The following is a 23,259-nucleotide window of genomic DNA, read 5'->3' on the forward strand; positions in this document are numbered from 1 at the left end:
CAAGCGCTTGCTTGGGTTTTTGTATGTGTAAACCCTTAAACCTTTAGTTTTAAACAGTTTGTACGTACAAATTCTGATGGTAACTCGGTAATAACCGCTGCTCTTTGTTTATGGCAAAAGTAAGTATAAACCTCATGCTCAAAGTCATCATTTATAGCGCGCCCAATTTGGTACAGTGCTGAAGTAAAGTTACTGTCTACTCTAAAATGATCTTTAACTACGTAATCTTTACTTAAGTACCAGTAGAGCTCAATCCCCTCGTTTTTAGCATATTGATTAAGTACATCTTTAAGAGTTGTGCCATTTTCAAAGCGCCTAGGTTCAACTTCTCCAGTCCAATTTGTAGGCATTGGATCTACTGTTCGCGCACGTTCAGCCAATACTCTATCCAAGGTTTGTTCTGGTGTTTTAAGTTTTAAAACAAATTGATCTCGTTCTTTATTACTTTTTACTTGGTTACGAATGGAGGAGTAAAAGCGTGATAATCCTTCGGCGGCTGCATTTTTAGATTTTTTAATATCAAATACAGAACCATCACCCACTAAGAAGTATACGGCGAGTGCTATTAGCACGGCTGCAAATGATAAATGTCTAATCCAAAACCACATGATTATTACCCACCTTATTTGTTCCTATTATTGTTATACCATTACTTTTTGTAAAAAGAAGGGGTATTTTTATCAGGTCGAGTTTTAAAGCGACGGTGTAGCCACATGTATTGCTCTGGTGCTGCATTAACAGATTGTTCCATTCGTTGATTCACACGCGTTACATCAGCCTTATCATCACCACTTGGGAAGTTTTCAAGCTCAGGTACTACCTCTAAATGATACTTTCCATTTTCGTCACGACGCGAGATTAAGCTCATAGTTTCGCAGTTTTTACTGCCAGCAAACATAAGAGTACCTGTTGTCGTTGCTGTGTCAGGGACGGCGTAAAATGGCACAAACTCACAGCGGTTACGGCCGTAATCTTGGTCAGGTAAGTAATAGCATACTTTTTTGTTTTTTAATGATTTTAGTAAACCTTTTACATCTTTTCGGCCAATTAGGTATTCGTTAGAACGAAGGCGGCCATTAGTTGTAAAGTATTCCATTAGAGCGTTGTTGTGAGGGCGGTAAAAGCCTAAACCTTGGCATTTTAATCCCATTACACGACTCGCCATTTCAAGATGCAGAATATGAGGTACAAGTAATAAAACACCTTTACCAGATGCCTGTACGCGCTCAAAGTGTTCCAAACCTTTGATTGAGCCATATACACTTTTTACTCGCCACTGCGGCCACCACCAAGCCATGCCGGTTTCAACCATTGCAATGCCGGTGTTTTCCATATTTTTGAGTACAAGGTCTTTTTGATCTGCTTCGCTCATATCAGGAAAACACAGCTTAATATTTACTTCTGCAATATGGCGACGGCGTTTCATAAATTTATGAACTAAGCGACCAAGCTGTTTACCCATTGCCAATTGTAGTTTTTGCGGTAACCAAGAAATTAAATATAAAAATAGAACGCCAATCCACGTTAACCAGTATCGAGGGCCTAAAAAAGATGCTTTAAAAGGAGATGAGGTGACCACAAAAATATCTCTGAGAATAAAAACGATAGTTTAACGCTAAGCGCTGTAAAATACAAAAAGCCAGCATTTAGCTGGCTTCCAATGTTTTTAACTACATGAATTATGCGATTTAAGCGGCTTTTAAACCTTGGTTTATAGCCACTAAATCTTCACTTGTTAATGTACCCGCAGCTTGCTTTAAGCGAAGGGTAGATAGCACATAACGGTAACGTACATCAGCAAGGTTACGCTTTGCATCGTATAAATTTTGCGTACTTACTAGTACGTCAACAATTGTACGCGTACCTACTTCAAAACCGGCTTCAGTTGCTTTAAGCGCACTTTGAGCTGAAACAACGGCTTGCTCTAGTGCTTTATAAGTAGCGATGTCTGAAACAACTTGATTATATGATGTAATCACTGTGCGAGTTACTGCGCGGTAATTTGTTTCATAGTCTTGGCTAGCACCTACGTAAAACGCACGGGCTTGATTTGTTGCAGCAACCGTTGCGCCACCTGAATATAAAGGTACGCTAAAGTTAAGCCCAACAGAGCTTGAGTCTGAACGTGGCTGATCATCAAAGTTAGCGCCATTTATTTGATTGTCTGTAAGAGAATCACCATAACTTGCACTTAGAGTTAGTTTTGGATAATGTCCCGCTTTCGCTAATTCAATTTGATCTTTTGCAATATCAACTGTTACTTTAGACACTTGTAGGTTTATGTTTTTATCTTCAGCTACTTTAACAAAGTCGCTTGAGCGCTTAGTTGGTCTAGTTGTTGAGAAAGTATCTGTATTTAAAAAATCTAATTTTTCGTGATATTTACCTGTAATCTCACGAAGTTGCTCGCGTGCTGTTTCTACAGCATTACCTGCAATAATTTCTTGAGCTACAGAGTTATCGAACTGAGCTTGTGCTTCGTGTACGTCTGTAATTGCTGTTAAGCCTACCGCATAACGTTGTTTTGTTTGTTCTAGTTGACGTTCAATTGCACGTTTTTCCGCTTCAACAAATTCAAGGTTATCGCTTGCGCTTAATACGTTAAAATAACCTTCAGCAACGCGTACAATTAAGTTTTGTTTAGCTGCATCGTATAGGCCGCTTGCTTGAAGCGCTTGCTTGTCGGCAATATCTAACGTGTTCCAGGCACCTAGATCAAATAATGTTTGGCTTAAGCTTACACCACGAGAGAATTGGTCTGAGTCACTTTCAACTTTCACTTGGTTAGATAAGTCGCCAACGCTTTGATAAGACGTTGCATCGCTTTTTGTATAACTCATAGTCAAACCAATTTGAGGCAGTAGTGTGCTCATCGCCAAATCGCTTTGATAAGACTGTGCATCGGCTTGGGCTTTTGCTTTTAAAACAGTAGGATCGTTAGCTGTCGCTATTTCAAAAACTTGTAGTAAATCTTCAGCTTTCACTGCTGTTGCACCTAGTGCGCATGATAAACTAACTAGCGCCGCAAGAATGTTCTTTTTCATGTGGGGTTCGGTCCTTAGACAATTTTTGTACTAAAAGCATGTTAACCTGTTTTACTGCATAACAAAAAAAATAATTAGTAAAACAGTATGTTCAAGTGTAACAGAATATATTAACGCATTTTAAAGATTTAGATAAGTAGGAGCTAGGTACGTGGTTGATAAAAAACTCGTTCAATTTACACATGAAGATGTAAATTTAAAGCCAATAAAAAACCTCTATAAAGGTTTTTTTCAGGTTGATTTGTACCAGTTTGAACATGCACTATTTGCAGGTGGAAAATCTAAAATAATTAGCCGCGAAATATTAGAGCGTGGTGATGCAATTGCAGTACTCCCTTACGACCCAATATCAGATACTGTTCTTTTAATTGAGCAAATACGTATTGGCGCTATTAAAAGCAAGCATTCGCCGTGGCTGCTAGAATGTATAGCCGGAATGACAGACGGCAGCAAAGATTACGAATCAGTTGTTAAAAAAGAAGCGTATGAAGAAGCTGGACTTGAATTAACTGAACTTGAATTTATGCTTTCATACTTATCAAGCCCCGGTGGTACAACTGAGCGCTTACATTTATATTTAGCGCGTACTGACTTAAGCCAAGTGAAATCAGGTGTATATGGTCTTGAAACTGAAGGAGAGGATATAAAAACTCACATTTTATCAGTTGATGATGCGCTAATGCGCCTCAATAACGGTGAAATGGATAATGCGGCAACGGTTATTTGTATGCAGTGGCTTGCGCTTAATCGCGAAAAAATGGCAAACAAATGGGCATAAACTCTTACTAAAATTATGGCGGTACCTTGACAGCACAATTAGCAACAAAGCGATATATTCAGAGCCTCCCAAAGTATTTAACACTTTGTGAGCATAACTATGTGCGACTATTAAAGTTATTACCGAGCGAGCGCAATTTAGGAAGCATTCGTGAAGTAAAACTTGGCAACAGTGAATTTGCTACAAAAATTGATGGCAGCGCAAAATATACTATGGATATTTCAATTAAGCAGCTAACAGGAATGGTTAAAGGAATAACACCGCTGTATTTAACGGTGCGCTTATATCACGATGCGAAAGTGGCAGAGATTGTTCACCACGATTACCATCAACGCATAAAACCATCATATGGTTACCCTAACCCTAAAATGCATCAAAAAGATGAAAAGTATCAACTTAATGCTTTTTTATACGACTGGTTAGTAGCCTGTGTAGAGCATGGACAAGCGACATTAAATTGGGATGTAAATAATGGCTTGGTTTGATGATTCGTACACATTTGATAAATCATCTTTGTGCATTGCGCATATTACTGACAGCCATTTATTTGCAGACAAAAGCGGTAAATACTTTGATATAAATACCGCAGCTCACTTTGAACAAGCCTTAGCACACATTGCTGAGCAGCCAATAGACTGCATTATTTTTGGTGGCGATTTAACGCAAGATCATAGCTTTGAATCGTACTTACTATTTAGTGAACTTATAAATGCCAGTGACATAACTTGCCCTGTGTTTTGGGTACCAGGTAATCATGATGAACTCGCGATGCTTAATCGCATAAGTGGTGGGCAAATAAGTCCGGCTAAACATATTATTGCTAATGGGGTTGAGCTACTTCTAGTTAATTCTAAAGGACCTACGCCTGCAGGATGGGTTACTGGTGCGCACTTAGATGAAATAACGGACGTTTTAGTCGACTCTAATAATAGTAAGGTTATATTTTGTCATCATAATCCGCTGCCAATAAATGGCTACCTTGATAAGCACTTATTAGAAAATGGTCCACAGCTTTTAAATATTTTAGTAAACAGTAACAACACATCAGCGCTTTTCCATGGTCATGTTCATAATGATTACCAGCAAAGCTTTAGAGGATTGCCCATATATGCGACCCCAGCCAGCTCAATACAGTTTGTAAAGCATACTTCACAGTGGGAGCAAAAAAATGCGGGCCCAGCTTACAGAATTCTCAATATAAACAGTAAAAAAGATAAAGTAGAAGTAAAAACGGAAGTGGTATGGCCAAACGCGTAATTTATATTCATGGCTTTAATAGTTCACAAAAATCATATAAAGCTGTGCGCTTTGGTGAGCTTATGGCAAACTATGACGTTGATTATTGTGTACCGAGCTTAAACCACGAGCCCCTACAAGCTATAATTGAGCTTGAGCAATTACTAACGCCAAATACCGTTTTATTAGGTAGCTCGTTAGGTGGTTTTTTTGCCACGTATTTATCGCAGCGTTATCAAATTCCTGCAGTGGTCATTAATCCCGCGGTCGCACCCTATAATTTATTACAGTCGTTACTTGGGCCTAATTATAATCCGTATCAAGATTATCATTACGACTTAAATAACAGTCATATTGAGGCACTTAAATTACTCGCCGTAGATAAATTAGCACACCCTGAGTTACTGTACTTATTACAGCAAACAGGCGATGAAGTGTTGAACTTTCAACACGCAGTAAAATATTATTCACAATGTAAGCAATTGATAGAATTTGGTGGCGATCATAGCTACGTTGAATTTGAACGCACCTTTGCAAGTATTGTAGATTTTCTTAAAATCACGTAAAACTAGTTAACCTGAACAAAGGTTAGTTACTATATTAACGCTTTAGCGCATATAACAATAAAACTAGTAAAACGTATTAGAGCCTTAGCGGATATAAAGACAAAAACTATGAGTGATCAAAATTATAACGCCGAAGCCATTGAAGTACTTAATGGATTAGATCCGGTAAAAAGACGTCCAGGGATGTACACCGATACCGTACGTCCAAATCATTTAGGTCAAGAGGTTATCGACAACAGTGTCGATGAAGCTATGGCTGGTCATGCTACTCGTATCGACGTAATACTCCACGAAGACAATTCGCTTGAAGTAAGCGATGATGGGCGCGGTATGCCTATTGATATTCACCCAGAAGAAGGTATCCCTGGGGTTGAATTGATCTTCACTAAGCTACACGCCGGTGGTAAGTTTTCCAACAAAAACTATCAGTTTTCGGGCGGTTTACACGGCGTAGGTATTTCGGTAGTAAATGCGTTATCTACGCGTGTAGAAGTAACAGTAAGACGCGATGCTCAACAATACAGAATGGCATTTGAAAGCGGCGATAAAGTAGAAGACTTAAATGTAATTGGTACAGTGGGTAAACGTAACACTGGTACTACGGTTCGTTTTTGGGCTGATGTCAGCTACTTTGATTCACCAAACTACTCAATTACCAAACTTAATCATTTATTAAAAGCCAAAGCAGTTTTGTGTCCAGGACTGCGAATTAAGTTTGTTAATAAGCAAACAAAAGAAACCAAAGAATGGTTTTACGAAACTGGCTTAAAAGATTACCTAATTGAAGCCGTTAAAGGGTTTGAAACATTACCGCAAGACCCATTTGTAGGTGAATTTAAAAGCTCAATTGAAGGCGCTGATTGGGCTGTTGTATGGCTACCTGAAGGTGGCGAATCAATAGCGGAAAGCTACGTAAACTTAATTCCTACCGCGCAAGGTGGTACACATGTAAATGGTCTGCGCCAAGGCTTACTTGAAGCAATGCGAGAGTTTTGTGAGTTTAGAAATTTACTACCTCGTGGCGTAAAGCTAACACCGGATGATATTTGGGAGCGTTGTAGTTACGTATTGTCGGTTAAAATGCAAGATCCACAATTTGCCGGGCAAACCAAAGAAAAACTTTCATCACGTTCATGTGCCGCATTTGTATCGGGTGTTGTAAAAGATTCGTTTAGTTTATGGCTAAATGAACATACCGATACCGCAGAATTATTAGCTGAGTTATGTATTTCAAACGCGCAAAGCCGTTTGCGTGCAGCTAAAAAAGTTGTACGTAAACGAGTTACTGCAGGGCCTGCATTACCAGGTAAATTGACCGATTGTAGTGCTGCCGATAATGACCGAACCGAGCTGTTTTTAGTGGAAGGTGATTCTGCTGGTGGTTCTGCTAAACAAGCGCGAGACCGTGAATTTCAGGCAATTATGCCGCTACGTGGTAAAATTTTAAATACTTGGGAAGTTGAGTCAGGCCAAATACTCGCATCACAAGAAGTGCACGATATTTCAGTGGCATTGGGTATTGATCCCGAGTCAACGGATATGTCGGGACTGCGCTACAATAAAATTTGTATATTGGCCGATGCTGACTCGGATGGACTACACATCGCGACGTTATTATGTGCACTGTTTGTTCGTCATTTTCCAGAGTTAGTAAAAACAGGGCATGTGTATGTAGCAATGCCGCCATTATTTAGAATAGATATTGGTAAAGAAGTTTATTACGCACTTGATGAAGAAGAAAAAACCGCTATTTTGGCACGTATAGAAGCCGAGAAAAAACGCGGTAAAGTAAATGTACAACGATTCAAAGGTCTGGGTGAAATGAACCCGTTACAACTTCGTGAAACTACGATGGATCCAAATACCCGACGTTTAGTGCAGCTTACGCTTGATGAAGAAGTAGAAACCATGGAAATGATGGATATGCTACTTGCTAAAAAACGATCGCCTGATCGTCGTCAATGGTTAGAAGATCATGGTAACAAGGCGCTCGTTTAATTGCTTGTGCCTAACACTAGGAGAGACGAATGAAAAAATTACTAGGAAGTTTGCTGTTACTTGGGCTGACTAGCGCTCCTGCAATGGCTAAAAATATACTTGATAAGCTCACCGTAGCACCTGGGTTTGAAATTAGTTTATTTGCAAATGATGTAGAAAATGCACGTCAAATAGCCGTTTCAAAAAAAGGTATTGTGTATGTTGGCTCTCGTAAAGCGGGCAACGTATATGCGCTTATTGATCACAATAGCGACGGCGTAGCAGATAAAAAAATTGTTGTGGCTAAAGGCTTAAACATGCCCTCTGGCATAGCAATTAAAGATGGCGATTTATATGTAGGCGAAGTGCATCGTATTATTCGCTTTAAAAATATTGATACCCAATTAAAAGATCCAAAATTTGATGTGGTCTATAACAAACTACCGAGTGAGCGTCATCATGGTTGGAAATTTTTACGTTTTGCACCAACGGGAGAATTAATCATTCCGGTGGGTGTACCGTGTAATATTTGTGCTGAGGATGAGCGTTTTGGTCGTATTTTTGCCCTTAATGTAGAAACAAAACAAATAAAAACAATAGCTAAAGGCGTTAGAAACACAGTGGGTTTTGATTTTCATCCTGCTACTCAAGCTTTATGGTTTAGTGATAACGGTCGCGATATGATGGGCGATGATATTCCGCCTGATGAGTTAAACCGTGCAACGCAAGAAGGTGAGCATTTTGGCTTTCCATATGTTCATGCCGGCGCAATTATTGACCCTGAGTTTGGGGAAGGTAAAAACATTGCCGATTACACATCGCCAGCACTTGCACTTCCAGCGCATGTAGCGCCACTAGGTATTCATTTTTATAACGGTAAGCAATTTCCAGCAAGTTATAAGCAACAATTATTTGTTGCTGAACATGGCTCATGGAACCGTTCTAAAAAGTCAGGCTATAAAGTAGGCCTAGCAACAATCGAAGTAGGTCGCGTAACTAAATATACGCCATTTATTACTGGCTTTATGAAAGACGAAACAACATTTGGACGCCCTGTTGCATTTGCAGAATTAGGTGACGGCAGTCTGTTAGTAAGCGATGATTACGCCAATGTAATCTACCGTGTAAGCTATAAGAAAAACTAGGTAAGCTTTAATGAGTGATACAGATACCTTGCTAATGCAAGGAATTGAGCAACAAACAATGGGGCGTTTTACCGAAGACGCCTATTTAAATTATTCCATGTACGTAATCATGGATCGTGCCCTACCGCATGTAGGTGACGGCTTAAAACCAGTGCAGCGTCGTATTATTTATGCGATGAGCGAACTGGGTTTGTCGGCTAATGCCAAGTACAAAAAATCAGCCCGTACAGTGGGTGACGTACTCGGTAAGTACCATCCTCACGGCGATAGTGCATGTTACGAAGCGATGGTATTAATGGCGCAGCCGTTTTCTTACCGCTACCCTTTGGTAGATGGACAAGGAAACTGGGGGGCGGCAGATGACCCTAAATCGTTTGCAGCAATGCGTTATACCGAAGCGCGTTTATCTAAGTTTTCAGAAGTACTGCTTAAAGAGCTTGGTCAAGGCACCGTCGACTGGACACCAAACTTTGATGGCACAATGGATGAACCTGTTGTACTGCCTTCTCGTTTACCGCATATTTTACTCAACGGTATAACGGGTATTGCCGTAGGTATGGCAACTGATATTCCGCCACATAACGTACGTGAAGTGGCTAGCGCATGTTGTTTATTACTTGATAAACCAAAAACAGAGCTTGAAGAATTACTTGAGCTTGTACATGCACCAGATTACCCAACAGATGCTGAAATAATTACCCCAAAAGCCGATATTCATAAAATATATAAAACCGGTCGTGGGTCTATCAAAATGCGTGCGGTTTACACCGAAGAGCATGGCGATATTGTCATTACAGCACTGCCGCATCAATGTTCTGGTGGTAAAGTGCTTGAGCAAATTGCAGCGCAAATGAACGCTAAAAAATTACCTATGATTGCCGATTTACGTGACGAGTCAGATCACGAAAATCCGACACGCATTGTAATTATCCCGCGCTCAAACCGCATTAAAGCTGAGCCATTAATGGCTCATTTATTTGCAACTACCGACCTTGAAAAAAACTATCGCGTAAACTTAAACATGTTAGGCCTAGATGGTCGCCCGCAAGTTAAAGACTTACGCTGTATTTTAAGTGAGTGGCTAACATTTAGACGCGAAACAGTGCGTCGTCGTTTACAGTATCGTTTAGATAAAGTATTAGCGCGCCTACATATTTTAGAGGGTTTATTAGCCGCCTTTTTAAATATTGATGAAGTAATTGAAATCATCCGCAGCGAAGATAAACCAAAGCCTGTATTAATGGAGCGCTTTGATTTAACCGATACGCAAGCAGAAGCAATTTTAGAATTAAAACTTCGTCATTTAGCTAAACTTGAAGAGTTTAAAATTCGTGGTGAGCAAGATGAACTAGCCAAAGAGCGTGATAAATTAGCGCAAATTTTGGGTTCTGAGCGTCGTATGTCGACACTGCTTAAAAAAGAAATTCAAGAAGCCGCTGAAATGTATGGTGACGATCGCCGCTCACCAGTGATTGAGCGCTCAGAAGCAAAAGCACTTAACGAAAAAGATTTAATTCCATCAGAGTCAGTTACTGTTGTGCTATCAGACAAAGGCTGGGCACGCGTTGGTAAAGGTCATGACTTAGATGTACAAGGCTTAAATTATCGCTCAGGTGATGGCTTTAGAGCCTCGGCTCGTGGTAAGAGTAATCAACCTGCAGTATTTTTAGATTCAGCAGGGCGGGCGTTTGCAACCGATGCACACAGTCTACCTTCGGCGCGTAGCCAAGGCGAGCCAATGACAGGTCGCTTTAACTTAACACCAGGTGCTAATTTTGAGCACGTGGTAATGAGTGAAGATGAGCAAGTATTGCTTATGGCGTCAGATGCGGGCTACGGCTTTATCACCGACTTTAAAGACTTAGTTAGTAAAAATAAAAATGGTAAAGCGCTGGTAAGTGTCCCTAAAGGTGGAATATTACTTTCTCCTATTAGAGTGAACGATGTTGCTAGCGATTACTGTATGGCTATTTCTAACGAAGGTCGAATGCTTTTATTCCCGCTGCGAGACTTACCAAAATTAGGTAAGGGTAAAGGTAATAAAATCATTTCTATACCGGGTGCTAAAGTACAAGCCCGTGAAGAGTTTGTAAAAGTGCTTGCTGTTGTGCCACTAGGTAGCAGTGTTACGCTTCATGCTGGTAAGCGAAAACTAACACTTAAACCAAGTGACTTAGAGCATTATCATGGTGAGCGAGGGCGTAGGGGTAATAAATTACCACGTGGCTTACAGCGTGTTGACGAAGCGGTTGTTGAGTTAACACCTCAAGATGATGAACCAAAAGAAGTTATTAGCGAAGAGTAGCGAATGACTTCTTTTGTACAAATAAAAACGGTCTGCATTTGCAGGCCGTTTTTGTTTTAAAACCACTTTAAAGCAATATTAAAACAAGCAGCTTAAATATTTCAGCGTACACTTGTGCGCTATTGACTCGTTTGTGTCACAAAATAACGCTATAATAATCATAATTGATTTTTGGAGAAGCCCATTTGCTAGCTGTCATACGCGTTTTTATTATGCTGCTGTTTATATTATTCAGTTGTATTTTTGGTTTATTACTTTCGATTGTAAGACCATTTCATCCTAATAATGTACATATAATAGCGGGTTGGTTTGGCTCAATGGCTAAAATGATTGGCGTTGAGTTAGTTTTAACACGTCATAAAGATGCCGTTGATCCAGGTCCTGCGGTTTATGTTGCTAATCATCAAAATAGCTACGACTTATTTACAGTGCCAGCAATGGTGCCAAAAAATTGCGTAAGTTTAGGTAAAAAAAGCTTAAAGTGGATTCCGTTTTTTGGTCAGCTTTACTGGTTGTCGGGTAATATATTAATAGACAGATCTAATCGCTCCAAAGCGGCGGGAACTATTTCAAAAGCAGCCGAAAAAATTAAAAAGAATGGCTTATCTGTATGGATGTTTCCTGAAGGTACACGAAGTTACGGAAGAGGTTTATTGCCGTTTAAAACTGGCGCGTTTCACACCGCAATGAGCGCAGATGTACCCATGATTCCAGTATGTATGAATACAACACATAAAACCATTAAGCTAAATCGTTGGGATAATGGTACAATTCACATCGAAATGTTAGCACCTATATCGCTTGATAAAAACACTAGCGCGCGTGAGCATGCTAAAAGCGTGCATAGCATTATGGCTGCTAAAATAACTGAATTAGATGCTCAAGTGAGAGATAAATAATGGAAAACTGGCGTGAAATAAGTGAAGACATCGTAAGTTCACTACTTGAAGATGGATCAGATCCTGAAATACTTTATGAAGTAGAACACCATTTTGTATGTGAAGACTTCCCTAAGCTAGAGCAAGCAGCATTGGCTGCTTTTAAACTAGGCTACGATGTTGAAGAGCCAGCAGAGCTTGAGCTTGAAGACGGCAGCAAAATTTGGAGCTTCGACATAGTAGTAGAAGCTGAGCTAGACGTAGACGTAATTATGGAAGACGTTGATAAGCTAGCGCAACTAGCCGTAGAATGCGAAGTTGAGTACGACGGTTGGGGCACTTACTTTCAAGAGTAATGCAGCTAACTAGAGTCTAGATTTATTAATTTGAAAGCGAGTATTGTAAAAGTACTCGCTTTTTTGTGTCTCGAATTAGGGAGTGCTAATTTTACATGATTCAAACTTGCTTAATTTAGAGGCGGATTTATTAGTCAAAAAAGTGCCCTAGGGTCTGTTGACCTTTCAGGATTAAAATTTTTTCAAGCCAGGAAAATTTAATAGCAGCATTAGGTTTGTAGCCTAGTGGGCTCCATAACTGATCCTGAGTTATTCTACTTGCTTACATCCATGTAAGAATAAGTTAACCGAGCGCAGCTTCCGCGTTCTGCTCACGCCCCTCACCTTTATCCATGTAGACAATAAAGTGTTACTCACTCCAAAGAAATCTCAAAATTAGTACCTGTTTAGCATTTCAATTTCATCATCACCTATTAATTTGAAAGGTTAATCTCACATATAAAATTTACTTTTAATTATTTATTTGCACTAATATTTTGAAATTTTAAATTATATAAGCGCGTATTTTTAAATTTTAGTCATTCAAATTTATCTTTATAACTAAAGTTAAATTAAGTTTAACAGGTATTACCAGTCTGTTTTGGTAACAATTTTATCATGAAATAACTGCGTTTATTCATAAGGTATTAAGTTTTGTGTTAAATATTGGTAATAGTGGTTTTTGTTTTAGGTACTACTATTTTCTTAAATTTAAAAATTATTACATAGTGTAAATAGAAATCACTACGTTTTTATCATTCTGTTTTTAAAGCGTTTTTTTGTATTTTAAATATATCCATTTAGCGGTTTTATAGTTTTCATGGTAACAATTAACTTGTTGACATATTGGTAACAAAAAATATAGCCTTGTTTTGCCGATTAGGTGATGGTTTTGGTAATACCAATTTAAAGGTTCTTTCTTTTCAAATTCTTTCTTTGTTGTTACCAATTTTTTGGGTTTAAAAGTCTGTTTACATGATGCGATCTAGGTTTGGTTTTTATCGCCAAGCTAAGCTGTAAGGTTGCTTATTATTCAGGTTTAAAGGAATAAAAATAATGGTTAAATTTAAAAAGTTACTTATTTGCTCTGCAGTTGCTGCAAGTACTTCTTTTGCGCACGCTGCCTCGATTGAAAATTCAGGTTTTGAAGGTGGCTGGAGTAATTGGAATGAAACAGAGCCTGCAGCGCTATCTTCAGATTCGTATAAAGGCTCTAAATCACTGAAAATACAAGGTAGCCCAGGGCGTGTTTATCAAAATGTAGATGTAGATCGAAATACTCAGTACACGTTAAGTGCCTATGTACTCGGTAAGGGGCAAATCGGGATCAATGATCTTAATGGTTTGTTTAAAAGTGAGAAATTCAATGTTTCTTCATGGACAAAAGTATCTAAAACTTTCACCACGGCTAACACTGGTTCACTACAAGTATTTGCTAAGCATGATAAGAGTTCAAGCGATGTTCGTTTTGATGACTTTTCGTTAACTAAGGGTAGTTCTTTTGGCGGTGGAGACACAGGTGGTGATACTGGCGGCGGTGATACGGGTAGTGGCTCTGGTATAGCGAGTAACATCACCAACGGTAGTATTTTTGATCTTGAAGGTAATGATCCTCATCCATTAGTAAATAGCGATACTTTGGAGTTTGTTCCTTTAGAAGCGCGTCATATCACTCCAAACGGGAATGGCTGGCGTCATGAATATAAAGTTAAAGAAAGTGCACGTGTTGCAATGACCGAAACCTATGAGGTTTTTGAGGCAACTGTAAAAGTTGAAATGTCAGATGGTGGTAAAACAATTATCTCTCAGCACCATGCTAGCGATACCGGGACAATTTCTAAAGTGTATGTTTCAGATACAGATGAATCTGGATTTGATGATAGTGTAGCTGGAAATGGCATTTTTGACGTTTATGTTCGTCTGCGAAATACAAGCGGTAACGAAGAAAAATTTGCCCTTGGTACTATTACTAGTGGTGGCTCGTTTACTCTACGTGTTGAAAATAATTATGGCGATGTTGATGTTAGCGCACTAGGTCGCTCATTTGGTATACCTGTAGAAGATGACTCAGAGTCATACTTTAAATTTGGTAATTACCTACAATCACAAGACCCTGATACATTGGATGAGTGTGGGGAATCGGGTAATTCGGATTCTTTCAAAGAGTGCTTTGAAGATTTAGGGATTACAGAATCTAAAGTAACGATGACAAATGTTAGTTATACCCGAGAAACTAACTAATTAGCTACTCAATCATGGCCACTCAATTGAGTGGCCATACTAAAATTGCTTTAATTTATAGCCATTTTTTATTTTTAAAATACACACCAATACCGCCAGTAAGCACAATTAAAAATATGACAAAAGCACTAAATGCATAAGGGCTTTCGGTACCCGGAATACCCCCTACGTTTACACCTAACAGGCCAGTTAAAAAGCCTAACGGTAAAAAAAGTGCCGCTACTACTGACATAACATACATTCGCTGGTTTAACTGTTCAGAGACTTGGTTAGTGATTGTCTGCTGAATGATTTGCGCACGCTCAATCGAGCTATCAAGCTCCTCTAAATAACGAATAAGTAAGTTAGTCGTTTCATTAAGTTTTGCTTTATCGTCATCCAACAGCCAGGAGTAGTGATTATTTACCATTGAGCTAAGGGCTTCTTTTTGCGGTTTTAAATAGCGTTTTAAGGCAATTGTTTGACGGCGTAACTGTGATAAACCTTGGTTATCAAACCTTTTACTAGGTTCATCTATTTCTTCTTCAAACTCATCGAGTGTTTCATCGAGTGAATCAATAACGCTTTGCATGCGAGAGGTTAGTTTTTGTGTAATGGAGCATACTAGCTCAGAAATATTACATGGACCTTTGTTTTCATTTAAACACGCAAGCGTATCTTGCACCGATAATAAACGGCGCTTACGGGTGGTAATAAGGATATTTTCACTAATAAATAAACGAATTGAAACCATGTCTTCAGGGCTTTGTGCTGGGTTTAAATTTACACCACGTAAAAATAACATGTGCCCATTAGTTGTTGCTGTAATACGTGGTCGTGTTTCATCAGCAATTAAAGAGTCTAACTCGTAATCGTTTAAATGAGGCTGTGCCTTGAGCCACTCAACCGCCTCACTTTGGCTATAGTCCATGTGCACCCAAAGTTTCCCTTGGCTTGGTTGCCAGCTATTTAGCTCATTCGTGCTTTCAATAGGGCGAGCGCCGCCTTGTCCATCAAGTACAAGTGCATGTAGTAAACCATTAATCATAATTATTTCTCATAATAGTGTATTTTTAATACCGTTAACTATAGTGTATCTACTTAAGTATTTTAAACTTACCTTTATTTTTAATAAGTTAAGTTTGAACAACCAAATAAATGCAGAGCCTAGGGGCTGAGCAAAGTAGCATAAAGTACTGTTCAGTAAGGCGTGCATTGTGTGACTAGTTGTTCAAAAAGATCAATTTAATTTACTAATCGACTAGATAAATTTATTTCGTTGGTGTTTTTTTACCTGTAGCGTATAAGTCACTTTTTTATTAAGGGCACATTTATGACAGCAAAGATTACAGTTGGTTGGCGTGAGTGGTTAAGTTTACCTGAGCTTGGTATTAACGATATAAAAGCAAAAATTGATACAGGCGCTCGCACTTCATGTATTCATGCAATTAACATTGAAGAATACGAAGTTGACTCAGAGAAATGGGTTAAATTTACGGCCCAACCATTGCAGGATGATGAGCAAACGCAAGTCACTTGCAAGGCAAAAGTTAAAAAAATGAAGTACGTAACCAGCTCAAGTGGGCAAAAAGAGTTACGCTATTTTATAGAAACGACATTGCATGCAGGCGAGCATAGTTGGCCGATAGAGCTTACTTTAACAAGCCGTGCAACAATGAAGTTTAGAATGTTATTAGGGCGTACAGCCATGGAAAATCGTATAGTCGTTGACCCGGCTTTATCTCAACTATTAGGTCGTAAGGTTTAACTATGAAAATCGGTATTTTATCTCGCAACAGAAAATTATATTCAACACGTCGCTTAATTGAGGCGGCAGAAGCACGCGGTCACGAAGTTAAGGTGATTGATGCATTACGCTGCTATATGAATATAAACTCGGAGCAACCAGAAATTCACTATCGCGGTGAAAACTTAAAAGAATTTGACGCAATCGTCCCGCGTATTGGTGCATCGGTTACATTTTATGGCTGTTCGGTACTTCGTCAGTTTGAAATGATGGGTGTTTACCCAGTAAACGAATCAGTCGCTATTTCTCGTTCGCGCGATAAATTACGCTCACTTCAGTTACTTTCGCGCAAAGGCGTTGGTATGCCAGTAACAGGTTTTGCGAGCAAACCAGATGATGTAAAAGACTTACTAGAGATGGTAGGCGGTGCACCTGTTGTAATTAAATTACTTGAAGGCACACAAGGCATTGGTGTTGTACTTGCTGAAACACGCAAAGCGGCAGAAAGTGTTATTGAAGCATTTATGGGCTTAAAAGCTAATATTATGGTTCAGGAATACATTAAAGAAGCAGGTGGCGCGGATATACGTTGTTTTGTACTAGGCGATAAAGTAATAGCAGCAATGAAACGTCAAGCACAAGAAGGTGAGTTCCGCTCTAACCTTCACCGTGGTGGTAGCGCTACGTTAGTTCGCATTACTCCAGAAGAACGTAAAACGGCAGTAGCGGCGGCTAAATCAATGGGCTTGAACGTAGCGGGAGTTGATTTACTTCGCTCATCTCGTGGACCACTTGTGATGGAAGTAAACTCATCACCAGGTTTAGAGGGCATTGAAATAGCAACAGGTAAAGACATTGCAGGCATGGTAATTGATTTCATCGAAAAAAATGCTTCAAGTAAAGGAACAGCAACACGTGGCAAAGGTTAAAATTAACCGTCCTTTTACCTTATTAGGTGAAAGTGTAGGCGTAGGCGAGCGTAAAACACTTGCCTTAGAGGCAGCTAAACTTTATACCCATTCACCACTTAATATTCCTATTGAAGTGGTTAACGGTGTAATGGAAGGTCCTGTGCTTATGGTGTGTGCGGCGATCCATGGCGATGAGCTAAATGGCGTAGAAGTTGTGCGTCAGTTAATTGCTAAAATAGACCCAAGCCAACTGCGCGGTACGATAATAGCTGTGCCTATTGTGAATGTGTTTGGCTTTATTCATAAATCGCGTTATTTACCAGACCGACGCGATATGAACCGTAGTTTCCCAGGTTCTGAGCGTGGCTCACTTGCTGGGCGTATGGCTTATATGTTTTTTAATCAAGTGGCAGTACATTGTACTCACATTATTGATTTACATACTGGCGCTATTCATCGAACTAACTTACCGCAAATTCGCGCTAATTTAGAAGATGAAGCAACGGCTGATATGGCTAAAGCATTTGGTACACCAGCGGTAATAAATGCATCATTGCGTAATGGTTCATTACGAAGTGAAGCTGCAAACCTAGGTATACCAGTTATAACCTATGAAGCAGGTGAAGCACTGCGTTTTGATCCTATAGCTATTGCGGCAGGTGTGCAGGGTGTTGATTATGTTATGCGTCATTTAAAAATGATCCGTGGCAAGCGTCCTAAAAAGTTACCAGATCCTATCATTGCCGGTTCGACTAGTTGGATACGTGCAGAGGTTGATGGCATTGTGCGTGCACAAGTATCACTAGGTGAGCATGTGACTAAAGGGCAAGTACTTGCTTATATTAGTAGCCCATTAGGCGACTCTGAGCTTGAACTTTTAGCGCCCAAAGGCGGGATTGTTATTGGTCAGCAAACTATGCCATTAGTAAATGAAGGTGACGCGGTATTCCACCTTGCTTACTTTGCAAATGACAATAGTTTAGTAGAGCAGCAACTAGAGAACTTTATTGATGAAATAAATGATTTAGATGACGAGCTTAAAACAGCTGAACTAAATAACTAATAGCTAAACTAAATTCTGTTTAGCTAAGCATTAAAAAGCCGCAGTAGGTAATTACTTACTGCGGCTTTTTTGTGGATATTGCTTTATCAACGATGCTTTTTAAACTATGTTTTTTTAGGACCAATAATACGCTTTATAACGGGCGTTTTTGTTGGCTTTGGTTCTTTATTTAAAACCATGACAGGGCGTGTCACAAATAAATTATTAGGATAAATTACACGGTGCCCATCAATGTGTTCAAGCACTACATTCATCAAGCCCATTTCTACTATTCGACCTTCAACATGATTAGCACCGTCAATAATTCGTACCCAATTGCCAACTCTGCAGTCATTTTGAATAAACATCAGTAAAAATGCGGTTAGGTTACTCAGTAATGACCAAGCGGCAAAAAGCGCTACGCCTAACATGGCAAATAAAGAGGAGCCTAAAACCAATAAGCCACGCAGCTCTATACCCCAAAATACTAAAACTAAACACAGCACTACAAAGGCGAGTATTATTTTTAGTAAGAGCTCTGCACGGTACTTTCGGTGTAAATCTACCTTCCCCTTAATGGCTTTTTCGAGTAATTTTTTGGTTATTTTTAATAGCAGAGGGAAAACCAAAATAGCGATTACAGTGACAATTAACTTATATTGTGATGCAAACAATTCTAAAACTTCTATTATTTTCACTTTAGGCCCTGAGCTTTTATAAAAATTTAATTTAATGCAATTGATATTAGTTTAACGCGTTTGTATTATTTAAAAAGTGTTTTTAACGCTCACGAGCCACTGTACTGAGTCTACATCATCGTAGCTATCAACTGGGGCTGCAATATCAATGTGGATCATGGTGCCTGAGTTTGCACGACTCGGTGCTAAACGAAGACCCACGCCTATATTTTTTAATACATGTGCGTTTTCACCGTTATCTTTATCGTTAAACCATGCTCTGCCTACATCTACAAAAGCTGCGCCACCCACTTTAAATAATTGCAGTAAATCGTATTCCCAGTAATAACGCTTTTCTAAATTAACTAAAAAACTACGGTCGCCATGTTGATAATCCATAGGGTAACCACGTAGGCCTGTTTCGCCGCCTAAAGTAAGTTGTTGATCAGCAGTAAGGTTTTTGGCGTACTGCACGCGGGCTTTAACATACCAAGATTGGTCTTCACTGGTATTTAAATAATATTGTATTTGGCTGGTGGCCATAAGGTTTTCAAGCTTTTTCTGCTCTTTATTCCAATAGCCATCAATATCTGCGCTAAAGCGCCATAAAGTATTATCGTTAGTAAAGTGGGCTTTTTTGAAGTTAAATGAATACACTGCGCGGCTGTCGTCATTACTTAATGACTCGTCTGAATAGCCAATTAAGCTTTTAATATTCCAGCCTAAATTTAAATCTTCTGTGCGAGATATGCTGTCAAAATTGCGTACTTTTATATAGTTATCTTCAAACCAATGGCCGCTTATAAAGGGATAACTTAAGCTTCTGTCATCGGCAAGTGGTGCAAAGGTCGTGTCTATTGCTTCAAAGGTATGTTGCTCGTCGGTGTAACCTAAGGTTAAGCGTTGGGTCCAATTATTATTAAGTGCTTTTGAGTGCCCTATAAATGCACGGTTTAAATCGGTAGTTTGATCAAATTCGCTAAACTCTTCACCGCGTTTATATAGCGACTCTTCGCGCTGCTCAGAATAGCTTAAAATACCATAACTAAAAGGGGTGTCTATTGCGTAAAATGGGTAGGTAAGCTCAAGTAAGTGGCGCTTGCCATCGCTATTATCGGCATATTCTAAACGGCCGCGGTAGCGGGTAGATAAAATATTAGGATCGTCGTAAACAAATAAATAGCCACTACGATCGCTGTCGGTCGTGCGTGACAAAGAAAGGCGCTTACCCCAACCAAGCAGGTTTGATTCTCTAAAACCTATACTCGATTTGTTTTCTCCACCGCTACGGCTAAAGTTTACTTCTGGTAAAAGTGTCCATAAGTCGCGGGTAACCACTTCTACATTAACATTGCCGTCGCAATTTTCGGTTGCACTAATTTGTGCATCATATAAATAGCTTTCTTTACGAAGTAAACGCTCAGATTCAGCAAGCTTTTTAGCGTCGTACTTGTCACCAGGGGAGAATAATAAAAGGTTATTGATTACATCGGGCTCTGTTTGAATATGAGCACGGTTAGCAAATCGAAATAGTGCATTATTTTCCTCTTCAAGCTCAGTATTAAATACATTAAGTTGCTTGAGCTTTATTGAGGCTATTTTTGCGTTACTGTTACTATTTGTGAGGGATGTTTTGTCTTGGACTTCTCGGCGTAAGTTTTTATCTGTGCTTAAATCTGTCTGTTCTACAAGGCAGTTATCTGTTTTCATTGAAGATTGTTGTGCGAATGCATTAGGCACATAAGAGCTTAAAACCGTTAAGCTAATACAACACTGTGCTATCCATTTCTTGTTCACCATTAAACCTCTTTACTGCTACGTAGCAAATGACTACCGTAATATCAGCTTACATCATTGTTATTATAATGTAAGTAAAAGGTATGGATTTTGAAACTAATTAATTGTTACTCATATTCACTTTTGTTAATAACCAACCTGGTTTAGAACCGCCTGTGCGCGAGGTATTAAAAGCTAACTTAAATAAAATGCTAAAGCGGCTAATAAGTGCTCAGGTTCACGGCCTTCGGCATTAATCCAAATACTTTGGCTATAATGCTCATAGTTTAAATTAAAGGTTTGCTGATGATAGGTAAAGCGAACTTGATGGCGATCGGCACCTGCAGAATACTCGTTAAGTGTTACATCATCTGAGTGTAAAAATAGGGTACTCCACAGCTCAAAGTCTTCATCGTTTGGCGGCTCGACTGGTGTAATTAAAATGTATTTATGGGCGTGGTCATATTCTATTTGAGTCATAACTTTCTTAATTTGTAGCTAGGTAATTACGAATTGCAGTTAAGAATTCGCCGCCGTATTTATTTAATTTGGTAAAACCTACCCCCGACACTTTTAAAAATTCGCTGTCGTTTGTTGGCATAAGCTGCGCCATTTCGGCTAGCGTTTTATCATTAAATACCACATAAGGTGGTACATCATCGGCATCAGCAAGTTCTTTACGTAGTGCGCGCAGGCGAGCAAACAGTTTTTTGTCGTAATTAAATTGCGCTAATTTATCTTGATAAACGTGTTTGGCTTGCAGGCGTGGTTCGGCTAATTGCAGTGCGTACTCGCCTTTTAAAATTGCACGCGCGGCTTCGGTTAATCTAAGTGACGCACCTTGCGTTATATCTTGGCTAAGTAAGCCTTGATGAATAAGCTGGCGTAAAATACTGAGCCAAAATTCACTGCTTTTGTCTTTACCTATGCCGTAAGTACTTAGCTCATGATGATTGTTATCGCGTATGCGGCTAGTATTTGCACCACGTAGTAATTCAACAATGTAGCCAAGACCAAAGCGTTGGTCAGCTCTATATACACACGAAAGTGCTTGCTGGGCGACTAAGGTACCATCAAAGCTTTTTGGCGGGTTTAAGCAAATATCGCAGTTGCCGCAAGGCTCGCGTTGATATTCACTAAAGTAATTAAGTAATATTTGCCTACGACACGTTTGTGCTTCTGCAAAGCTTGCCATTGCGTTAAAGCGTTGTTCTTCTACGCGGCGGCGTTGTTCGTCGTCTATGTCTTCAAAAAAGCGTCTTACGCGGCCAATATCAGCTGGATCAAAGTACATTATGGCCTCAGCTGCGAGTCCATCTCGCCCAGCTCGACCTGTTTCTTGATAGTAAGACTCTATACTTTTTGGAATATCGTAATGCAGTACAAAACGCACGTTAGGCTTATTTATACCCATACCAAAGGCAACGGTTGCGACCACTATTTGAATATCGTCACGGGCAAAACCAGTTTGAACAAACTGTCGTTGCTCATTACTCATACCAGCATGGTAAGCGGCAGCGTTTAACCCTGCATCAGCCAATTTTTCGGCAATGTCGTCTACACGTTTACGGCTGGTGCAATAAATAATACCACTTTGGCTTTTTTGCTCTTTTAAGTAACGAAGCAATTGCACCATAGGTTTAAATTTTTCTTCTATGGTGTAGCGAATATTAGGGCGATCAAAGCTGCCAGTATGAATATAAGGCTGTTGTAGTTTTAGTTGTTCAACTATATCAAAACGGGTGGCTTTATCGGCAGTTGCAGTTAGCGCCATCATGGGGACGTGTGCAAACCGCTGCTTTAATTCATTTAATCTAAAGTAATGAGGCCTAAAGTCGTGACCCCAATGCGACACACAATGCGCTTCGTCAATGGCAAATAAACTCACATTTAAATGCGATAAACGTTCTAAAAATTCGCGTTGTAATACTTTTTCAGGTGCCACATATAAAAGCTTAATTTGCCCCTGATGAAGCTGTTGATACACTAATTGCTGCTCTTCTCGCGCTAAGCTGTTATTAACGTAAGCTGCTTTTACCCCAAGTGCTTGCAGTTGTGTTACCTGATCTTGCATAAGCGATATAAGTGGAGAAATAACAATAGTTACACCCTCAAGCACTAAAGCAGGAATTTGATAGCATACTGATTTTCCGCCGCCGGTAGGTAGTAATACCAGAGAGTCTTGACCATTAATAGCAGCGTCAATAACTGCTTTTTGACCGTCGCGAAATTCACTGTAGCCAAACACTTGTTTGAGGACAGTTTCGGGTTTACGCACTAGTGTGCTCGAAGAGGGAGTTGATGTATTCATTGGCGGGTATTTTAGTGGTTTTTTAGTGAGATGTCTTTAGCTGAGTTACTTAACCTTACCCCTATTGTAAGTAAATTTAACTCTGCTAGGGTCTGTTGATCTTTGCGGATTAAAATTTGTTCAGGCTAGGGGTTATTTAATCGCGGCGCGAGGTTTGTAACCTAGTGGGCTAAGTAAAAACCGAGCAACAAAGAGTAAATAGCCCCTAGGAAGAACCCTTTGGGCAGCGCCTGTTTGTCATTAATGCTACGTTATCGCCCATTTATGGGGAATAACCACACTACATAGGCTCTGCCTTGCCTAAATACCAA

General features: G+C 39.5%; 21 protein-coding genes. 13 read left to right on the top strand and 8 right to left on the bottom strand.

Annotation, left to right across the window (positions count from 1 at the left end):
• Positions 1-35: 35 nt before the first annotated feature.
• The 3 genes from WNY98_RS07325 to tolC form a co-directional block, all read right to left on the bottom strand.
• The gene (locus tag WNY98_RS07325) at positions 36-608 is read right to left on the bottom strand and encodes a toxin co-regulated pilus biosynthesis Q family protein (protein WP_002961954.1); all 573 of its coding nucleotides are present in this window, start codon (positions 606-608) and stop codon (positions 36-38) included.
• Positions 609-649: 41 nt separating this feature from the next.
• Positions 650-1,579, bottom strand: a complete 930-nt coding sequence (gene lpxL, locus WNY98_RS07330) for an LpxL/LpxP family Kdo(2)-lipid IV(A) lauroyl/palmitoleoyl acyltransferase (RefSeq protein WP_342877518.1) — start codon at positions 1,577-1,579, stop codon at positions 650-652.
• Positions 1,580-1,688: 109 nt separating this feature from the next.
• Positions 1,689-3,044 (bottom strand): outer membrane channel protein TolC, encoded by a 1,356-nt coding sequence (gene tolC, locus WNY98_RS07335; protein WP_342877519.1) that lies wholly within the window; start codon positions 3,042-3,044, stop codon positions 1,689-1,691.
• Positions 3,045-3,195: 151 nt separating this feature from the next.
• On the opposite strand from tolC, the gene WNY98_RS07340 reads away from it, so the two are divergent.
• The 10 genes from WNY98_RS07340 (at position 3,196) to WNY98_RS07385 (ending at position 14,505) form a co-directional block, all read left to right on the top strand.
• Positions 3,196-3,822: an NUDIX domain-containing protein gene (locus WNY98_RS07340; protein ID WP_024598884.1), complete on the top strand. Its 627-nt coding sequence runs from the start codon at positions 3,196-3,198 to the stop codon at positions 3,820-3,822.
• A 26-nt stretch (positions 3,823-3,848) separates the two neighbouring features.
• Complete coding sequence (locus tag WNY98_RS07345) at positions 3,849-4,307, top strand: DUF1249 domain-containing protein (RefSeq protein ID WP_024598883.1); 459 nt, start codon at positions 3,849-3,851, stop codon at positions 4,305-4,307.
• Positions 4,294-5,079: a metallophosphoesterase gene (locus WNY98_RS07350; protein ID WP_342877520.1), complete on the top strand. Its 786-nt coding sequence runs from the start codon at positions 4,294-4,296 to the stop codon at positions 5,077-5,079. The genes WNY98_RS07345 and WNY98_RS07350 overlap by 14 nt, the downstream gene beginning before the upstream one ends.
• Positions 5,064-5,624, top strand: coding sequence for a YqiA/YcfP family alpha/beta fold hydrolase (locus WNY98_RS07355; RefSeq protein ID WP_024598881.1), 561 nt, complete (start codon positions 5,064-5,066; stop codon positions 5,622-5,624). Before WNY98_RS07350 ends, WNY98_RS07355 begins: the two co-directional genes overlap by 16 nt.
• Positions 5,625-5,732: 108 nt before the next feature.
• The gene (parE, locus tag WNY98_RS07360; RefSeq protein WP_290192791.1) at positions 5,733-7,622 is read left to right on the top strand and encodes a DNA topoisomerase IV subunit B; all 1,890 of its coding nucleotides are present in this window, start codon (positions 5,733-5,735) and stop codon (positions 7,620-7,622) included.
• 29 nt (positions 7,623-7,651) lie between these two features.
• Positions 7,652-8,746 (top strand): PQQ-dependent sugar dehydrogenase, encoded by a 1,095-nt coding sequence (locus tag WNY98_RS07365; protein WP_024605067.1) that lies wholly within the window; start codon positions 7,652-7,654, stop codon positions 8,744-8,746.
• A 10-nt stretch (positions 8,747-8,756) separates the two neighbouring features.
• Positions 8,757-11,051, top strand: a complete 2,295-nt coding sequence (gene parC, locus WNY98_RS07370) for a DNA topoisomerase IV subunit A (RefSeq protein ID WP_294119522.1) — start codon at positions 8,757-8,759, stop codon at positions 11,049-11,051.
• Between the two features lie 185 nt (positions 11,052-11,236).
• Positions 11,237-11,950, top strand: a complete 714-nt coding sequence (locus tag WNY98_RS07375; RefSeq protein WP_024598877.1) for a 1-acylglycerol-3-phosphate O-acyltransferase — start codon at positions 11,237-11,239, stop codon at positions 11,948-11,950.
• Positions 11,950-12,285 (top strand): ribonuclease E inhibitor RraB, encoded by a 336-nt coding sequence (gene rraB, locus WNY98_RS07380; protein ID WP_007376503.1) that lies wholly within the window; start codon positions 11,950-11,952, stop codon positions 12,283-12,285. Before WNY98_RS07375 ends, rraB begins: the two co-directional genes overlap by 1 nt.
• Positions 12,286-13,320: 1,035 nt before the next feature.
• A complete protein-coding gene (locus WNY98_RS07385) occupies positions 13,321-14,505 on the top strand; it encodes a polysaccharide lyase family 7 protein (protein ID WP_342877521.1) in 1,185 nt (394 codons plus the stop codon).
• Positions 14,506-14,560: 55 nt separating this feature from the next.
• Here WNY98_RS07385 and WNY98_RS07390 read toward each other — a convergent pair whose 3' ends face one another.
• Positions 14,561-15,532: a zinc transporter ZntB gene (locus WNY98_RS07390; RefSeq protein WP_076925088.1), complete on the bottom strand. Its 972-nt coding sequence runs from the start codon at positions 15,530-15,532 to the stop codon at positions 14,561-14,563.
• Between the two features lie 285 nt (positions 15,533-15,817).
• Here WNY98_RS07390 and WNY98_RS07395 point away from each other — a divergent pair, with 285 nt between their 5' ends.
• The 3 genes from WNY98_RS07395 to WNY98_RS07405 are packed head-to-tail and all read left to right on the top strand — an operon-like array spanning position 15,818 to position 18,205.
• Positions 15,818-16,252 carry an ATP-dependent zinc protease gene (locus WNY98_RS07395; RefSeq protein WP_024596236.1) on the top strand — a complete coding sequence of 145 codons (435 nt, stop codon included), beginning with the start codon at positions 15,818-15,820 and terminating at the stop codon, positions 16,250-16,252.
• Positions 16,253-16,254: 2 nt separating this feature from the next.
• The gene (gene rimK / locus WNY98_RS07400) at positions 16,255-17,160 is read left to right on the top strand and encodes a 30S ribosomal protein S6--L-glutamate ligase (RefSeq protein ID WP_002961977.1); all 906 of its coding nucleotides are present in this window, start codon (positions 16,255-16,257) and stop codon (positions 17,158-17,160) included.
• A complete protein-coding gene (locus WNY98_RS07405) occupies positions 17,147-18,205 on the top strand; it encodes a succinylglutamate desuccinylase/aspartoacylase family protein (protein ID WP_121953615.1) in 1,059 nt (352 codons plus the stop codon). Before rimK ends, WNY98_RS07405 begins: the two co-directional genes overlap by 14 nt.
• Positions 18,206-18,309: 104 nt before the next feature.
• Here WNY98_RS07405 and WNY98_RS07410 read toward each other — a convergent pair whose 3' ends face one another.
• The 4 genes from WNY98_RS07410 to recQ form a co-directional block, all read right to left on the bottom strand.
• Positions 18,310-18,882, bottom strand: coding sequence for a mechanosensitive ion channel domain-containing protein (locus WNY98_RS07410; protein ID WP_076925091.1), 573 nt, complete (start codon positions 18,880-18,882; stop codon positions 18,310-18,312).
• Positions 18,883-18,951: 69 nt separating this feature from the next.
• Positions 18,952-20,661, bottom strand: a complete 1,710-nt coding sequence (locus WNY98_RS07415; protein WP_342877522.1) for a BamA/TamA family outer membrane protein — start codon at positions 20,659-20,661, stop codon at positions 18,952-18,954.
• Positions 20,662-20,832: 171 nt separating this feature from the next.
• Positions 20,833-21,117 carry a DUF3630 family protein gene (locus WNY98_RS07420; protein ID WP_342877523.1) on the bottom strand — a complete coding sequence of 95 codons (285 nt, stop codon included), beginning with the start codon at positions 21,115-21,117 and terminating at the stop codon, positions 20,833-20,835.
• Between the two features lie 7 nt (positions 21,118-21,124).
• On the bottom strand, positions 21,125-22,948 hold the full coding sequence (gene recQ / locus WNY98_RS07425; protein ID WP_166421311.1) for a DNA helicase RecQ: 1,824 nt from the start codon (positions 22,946-22,948) through the stop codon (positions 21,125-21,127).
• Between the last annotated feature and the right edge of the window lie 311 nt (positions 22,949-23,259).

Source organism: Pseudoalteromonas sp. AS71 (genome assembly GCF_038900275.1).
In the GTDB taxonomy this organism is placed as follows: domain Bacteria; phylum Pseudomonadota; class Gammaproteobacteria; order Enterobacterales; family Alteromonadaceae; genus Pseudoalteromonas.

What these genes read in the sequence shown, in the direction of transcription:
- tolC (WP_342877519.1), bottom strand. Translation starts at nt 3,044, where the DNA reads ATGAAAAAGAACATTCTTGCGGCGCTAGTTAGTTTATCATGCGCACTA.
- WNY98_RS07415 (WP_342877522.1), bottom strand. Translation starts at nt 20,661, where the DNA reads ATGGTGAACAAGAAATGGATAGCACAGTGTTGTATTAGCTTAACGGTT.
- rraB (WP_007376503.1), top strand. Translation starts at nt 11,950, where the DNA reads ATGGAAAACTGGCGTGAAATAAGTGAAGACATCGTAAGTTCACTACTT.
- WNY98_RS07390 (WP_076925088.1), bottom strand. Translation starts at nt 15,532, where the DNA reads ATGATTAATGGTTTACTACATGCACTTGTACTTGATGGACAAGGCGGC.
- parE (WP_290192791.1), top strand. Translation starts at nt 5,733, where the DNA reads ATGAGTGATCAAAATTATAACGCCGAAGCCATTGAAGTACTTAATGGA.
- parC (WP_294119522.1), top strand. Translation starts at nt 8,757, where the DNA reads ATGAGTGATACAGATACCTTGCTAATGCAAGGAATTGAGCAACAAACA.
- WNY98_RS07365 (WP_024605067.1), top strand. Translation starts at nt 7,652, where the DNA reads ATGAAAAAATTACTAGGAAGTTTGCTGTTACTTGGGCTGACTAGCGCT.
- WNY98_RS07395 (WP_024596236.1), top strand. Translation starts at nt 15,818, where the DNA reads ATGACAGCAAAGATTACAGTTGGTTGGCGTGAGTGGTTAAGTTTACCT.
- WNY98_RS07420 (WP_342877523.1), bottom strand. Translation starts at nt 21,117, where the DNA reads ATGACTCAAATAGAATATGACCACGCCCATAAATACATTTTAATTACA.
- rimK (WP_002961977.1), top strand. Translation starts at nt 16,255, where the DNA reads ATGAAAATCGGTATTTTATCTCGCAACAGAAAATTATATTCAACACGT.
- WNY98_RS07350 (WP_342877520.1), top strand. Translation starts at nt 4,294, where the DNA reads ATGGCTTGGTTTGATGATTCGTACACATTTGATAAATCATCTTTGTGC.
- WNY98_RS07355 (WP_024598881.1), top strand. Translation starts at nt 5,064, where the DNA reads ATGGCCAAACGCGTAATTTATATTCATGGCTTTAATAGTTCACAAAAA.
- WNY98_RS07325 (WP_002961954.1), bottom strand. Translation starts at nt 608, where the DNA reads ATGTGGTTTTGGATTAGACATTTATCATTTGCAGCCGTGCTAATAGCA.
- WNY98_RS07385 (WP_342877521.1), top strand. Translation starts at nt 13,321, where the DNA reads ATGGTTAAATTTAAAAAGTTACTTATTTGCTCTGCAGTTGCTGCAAGT.
- recQ (WP_166421311.1), bottom strand. Translation starts at nt 22,948, where the DNA reads ATGAATACATCAACTCCCTCTTCGAGCACACTAGTGCGTAAACCCGAA.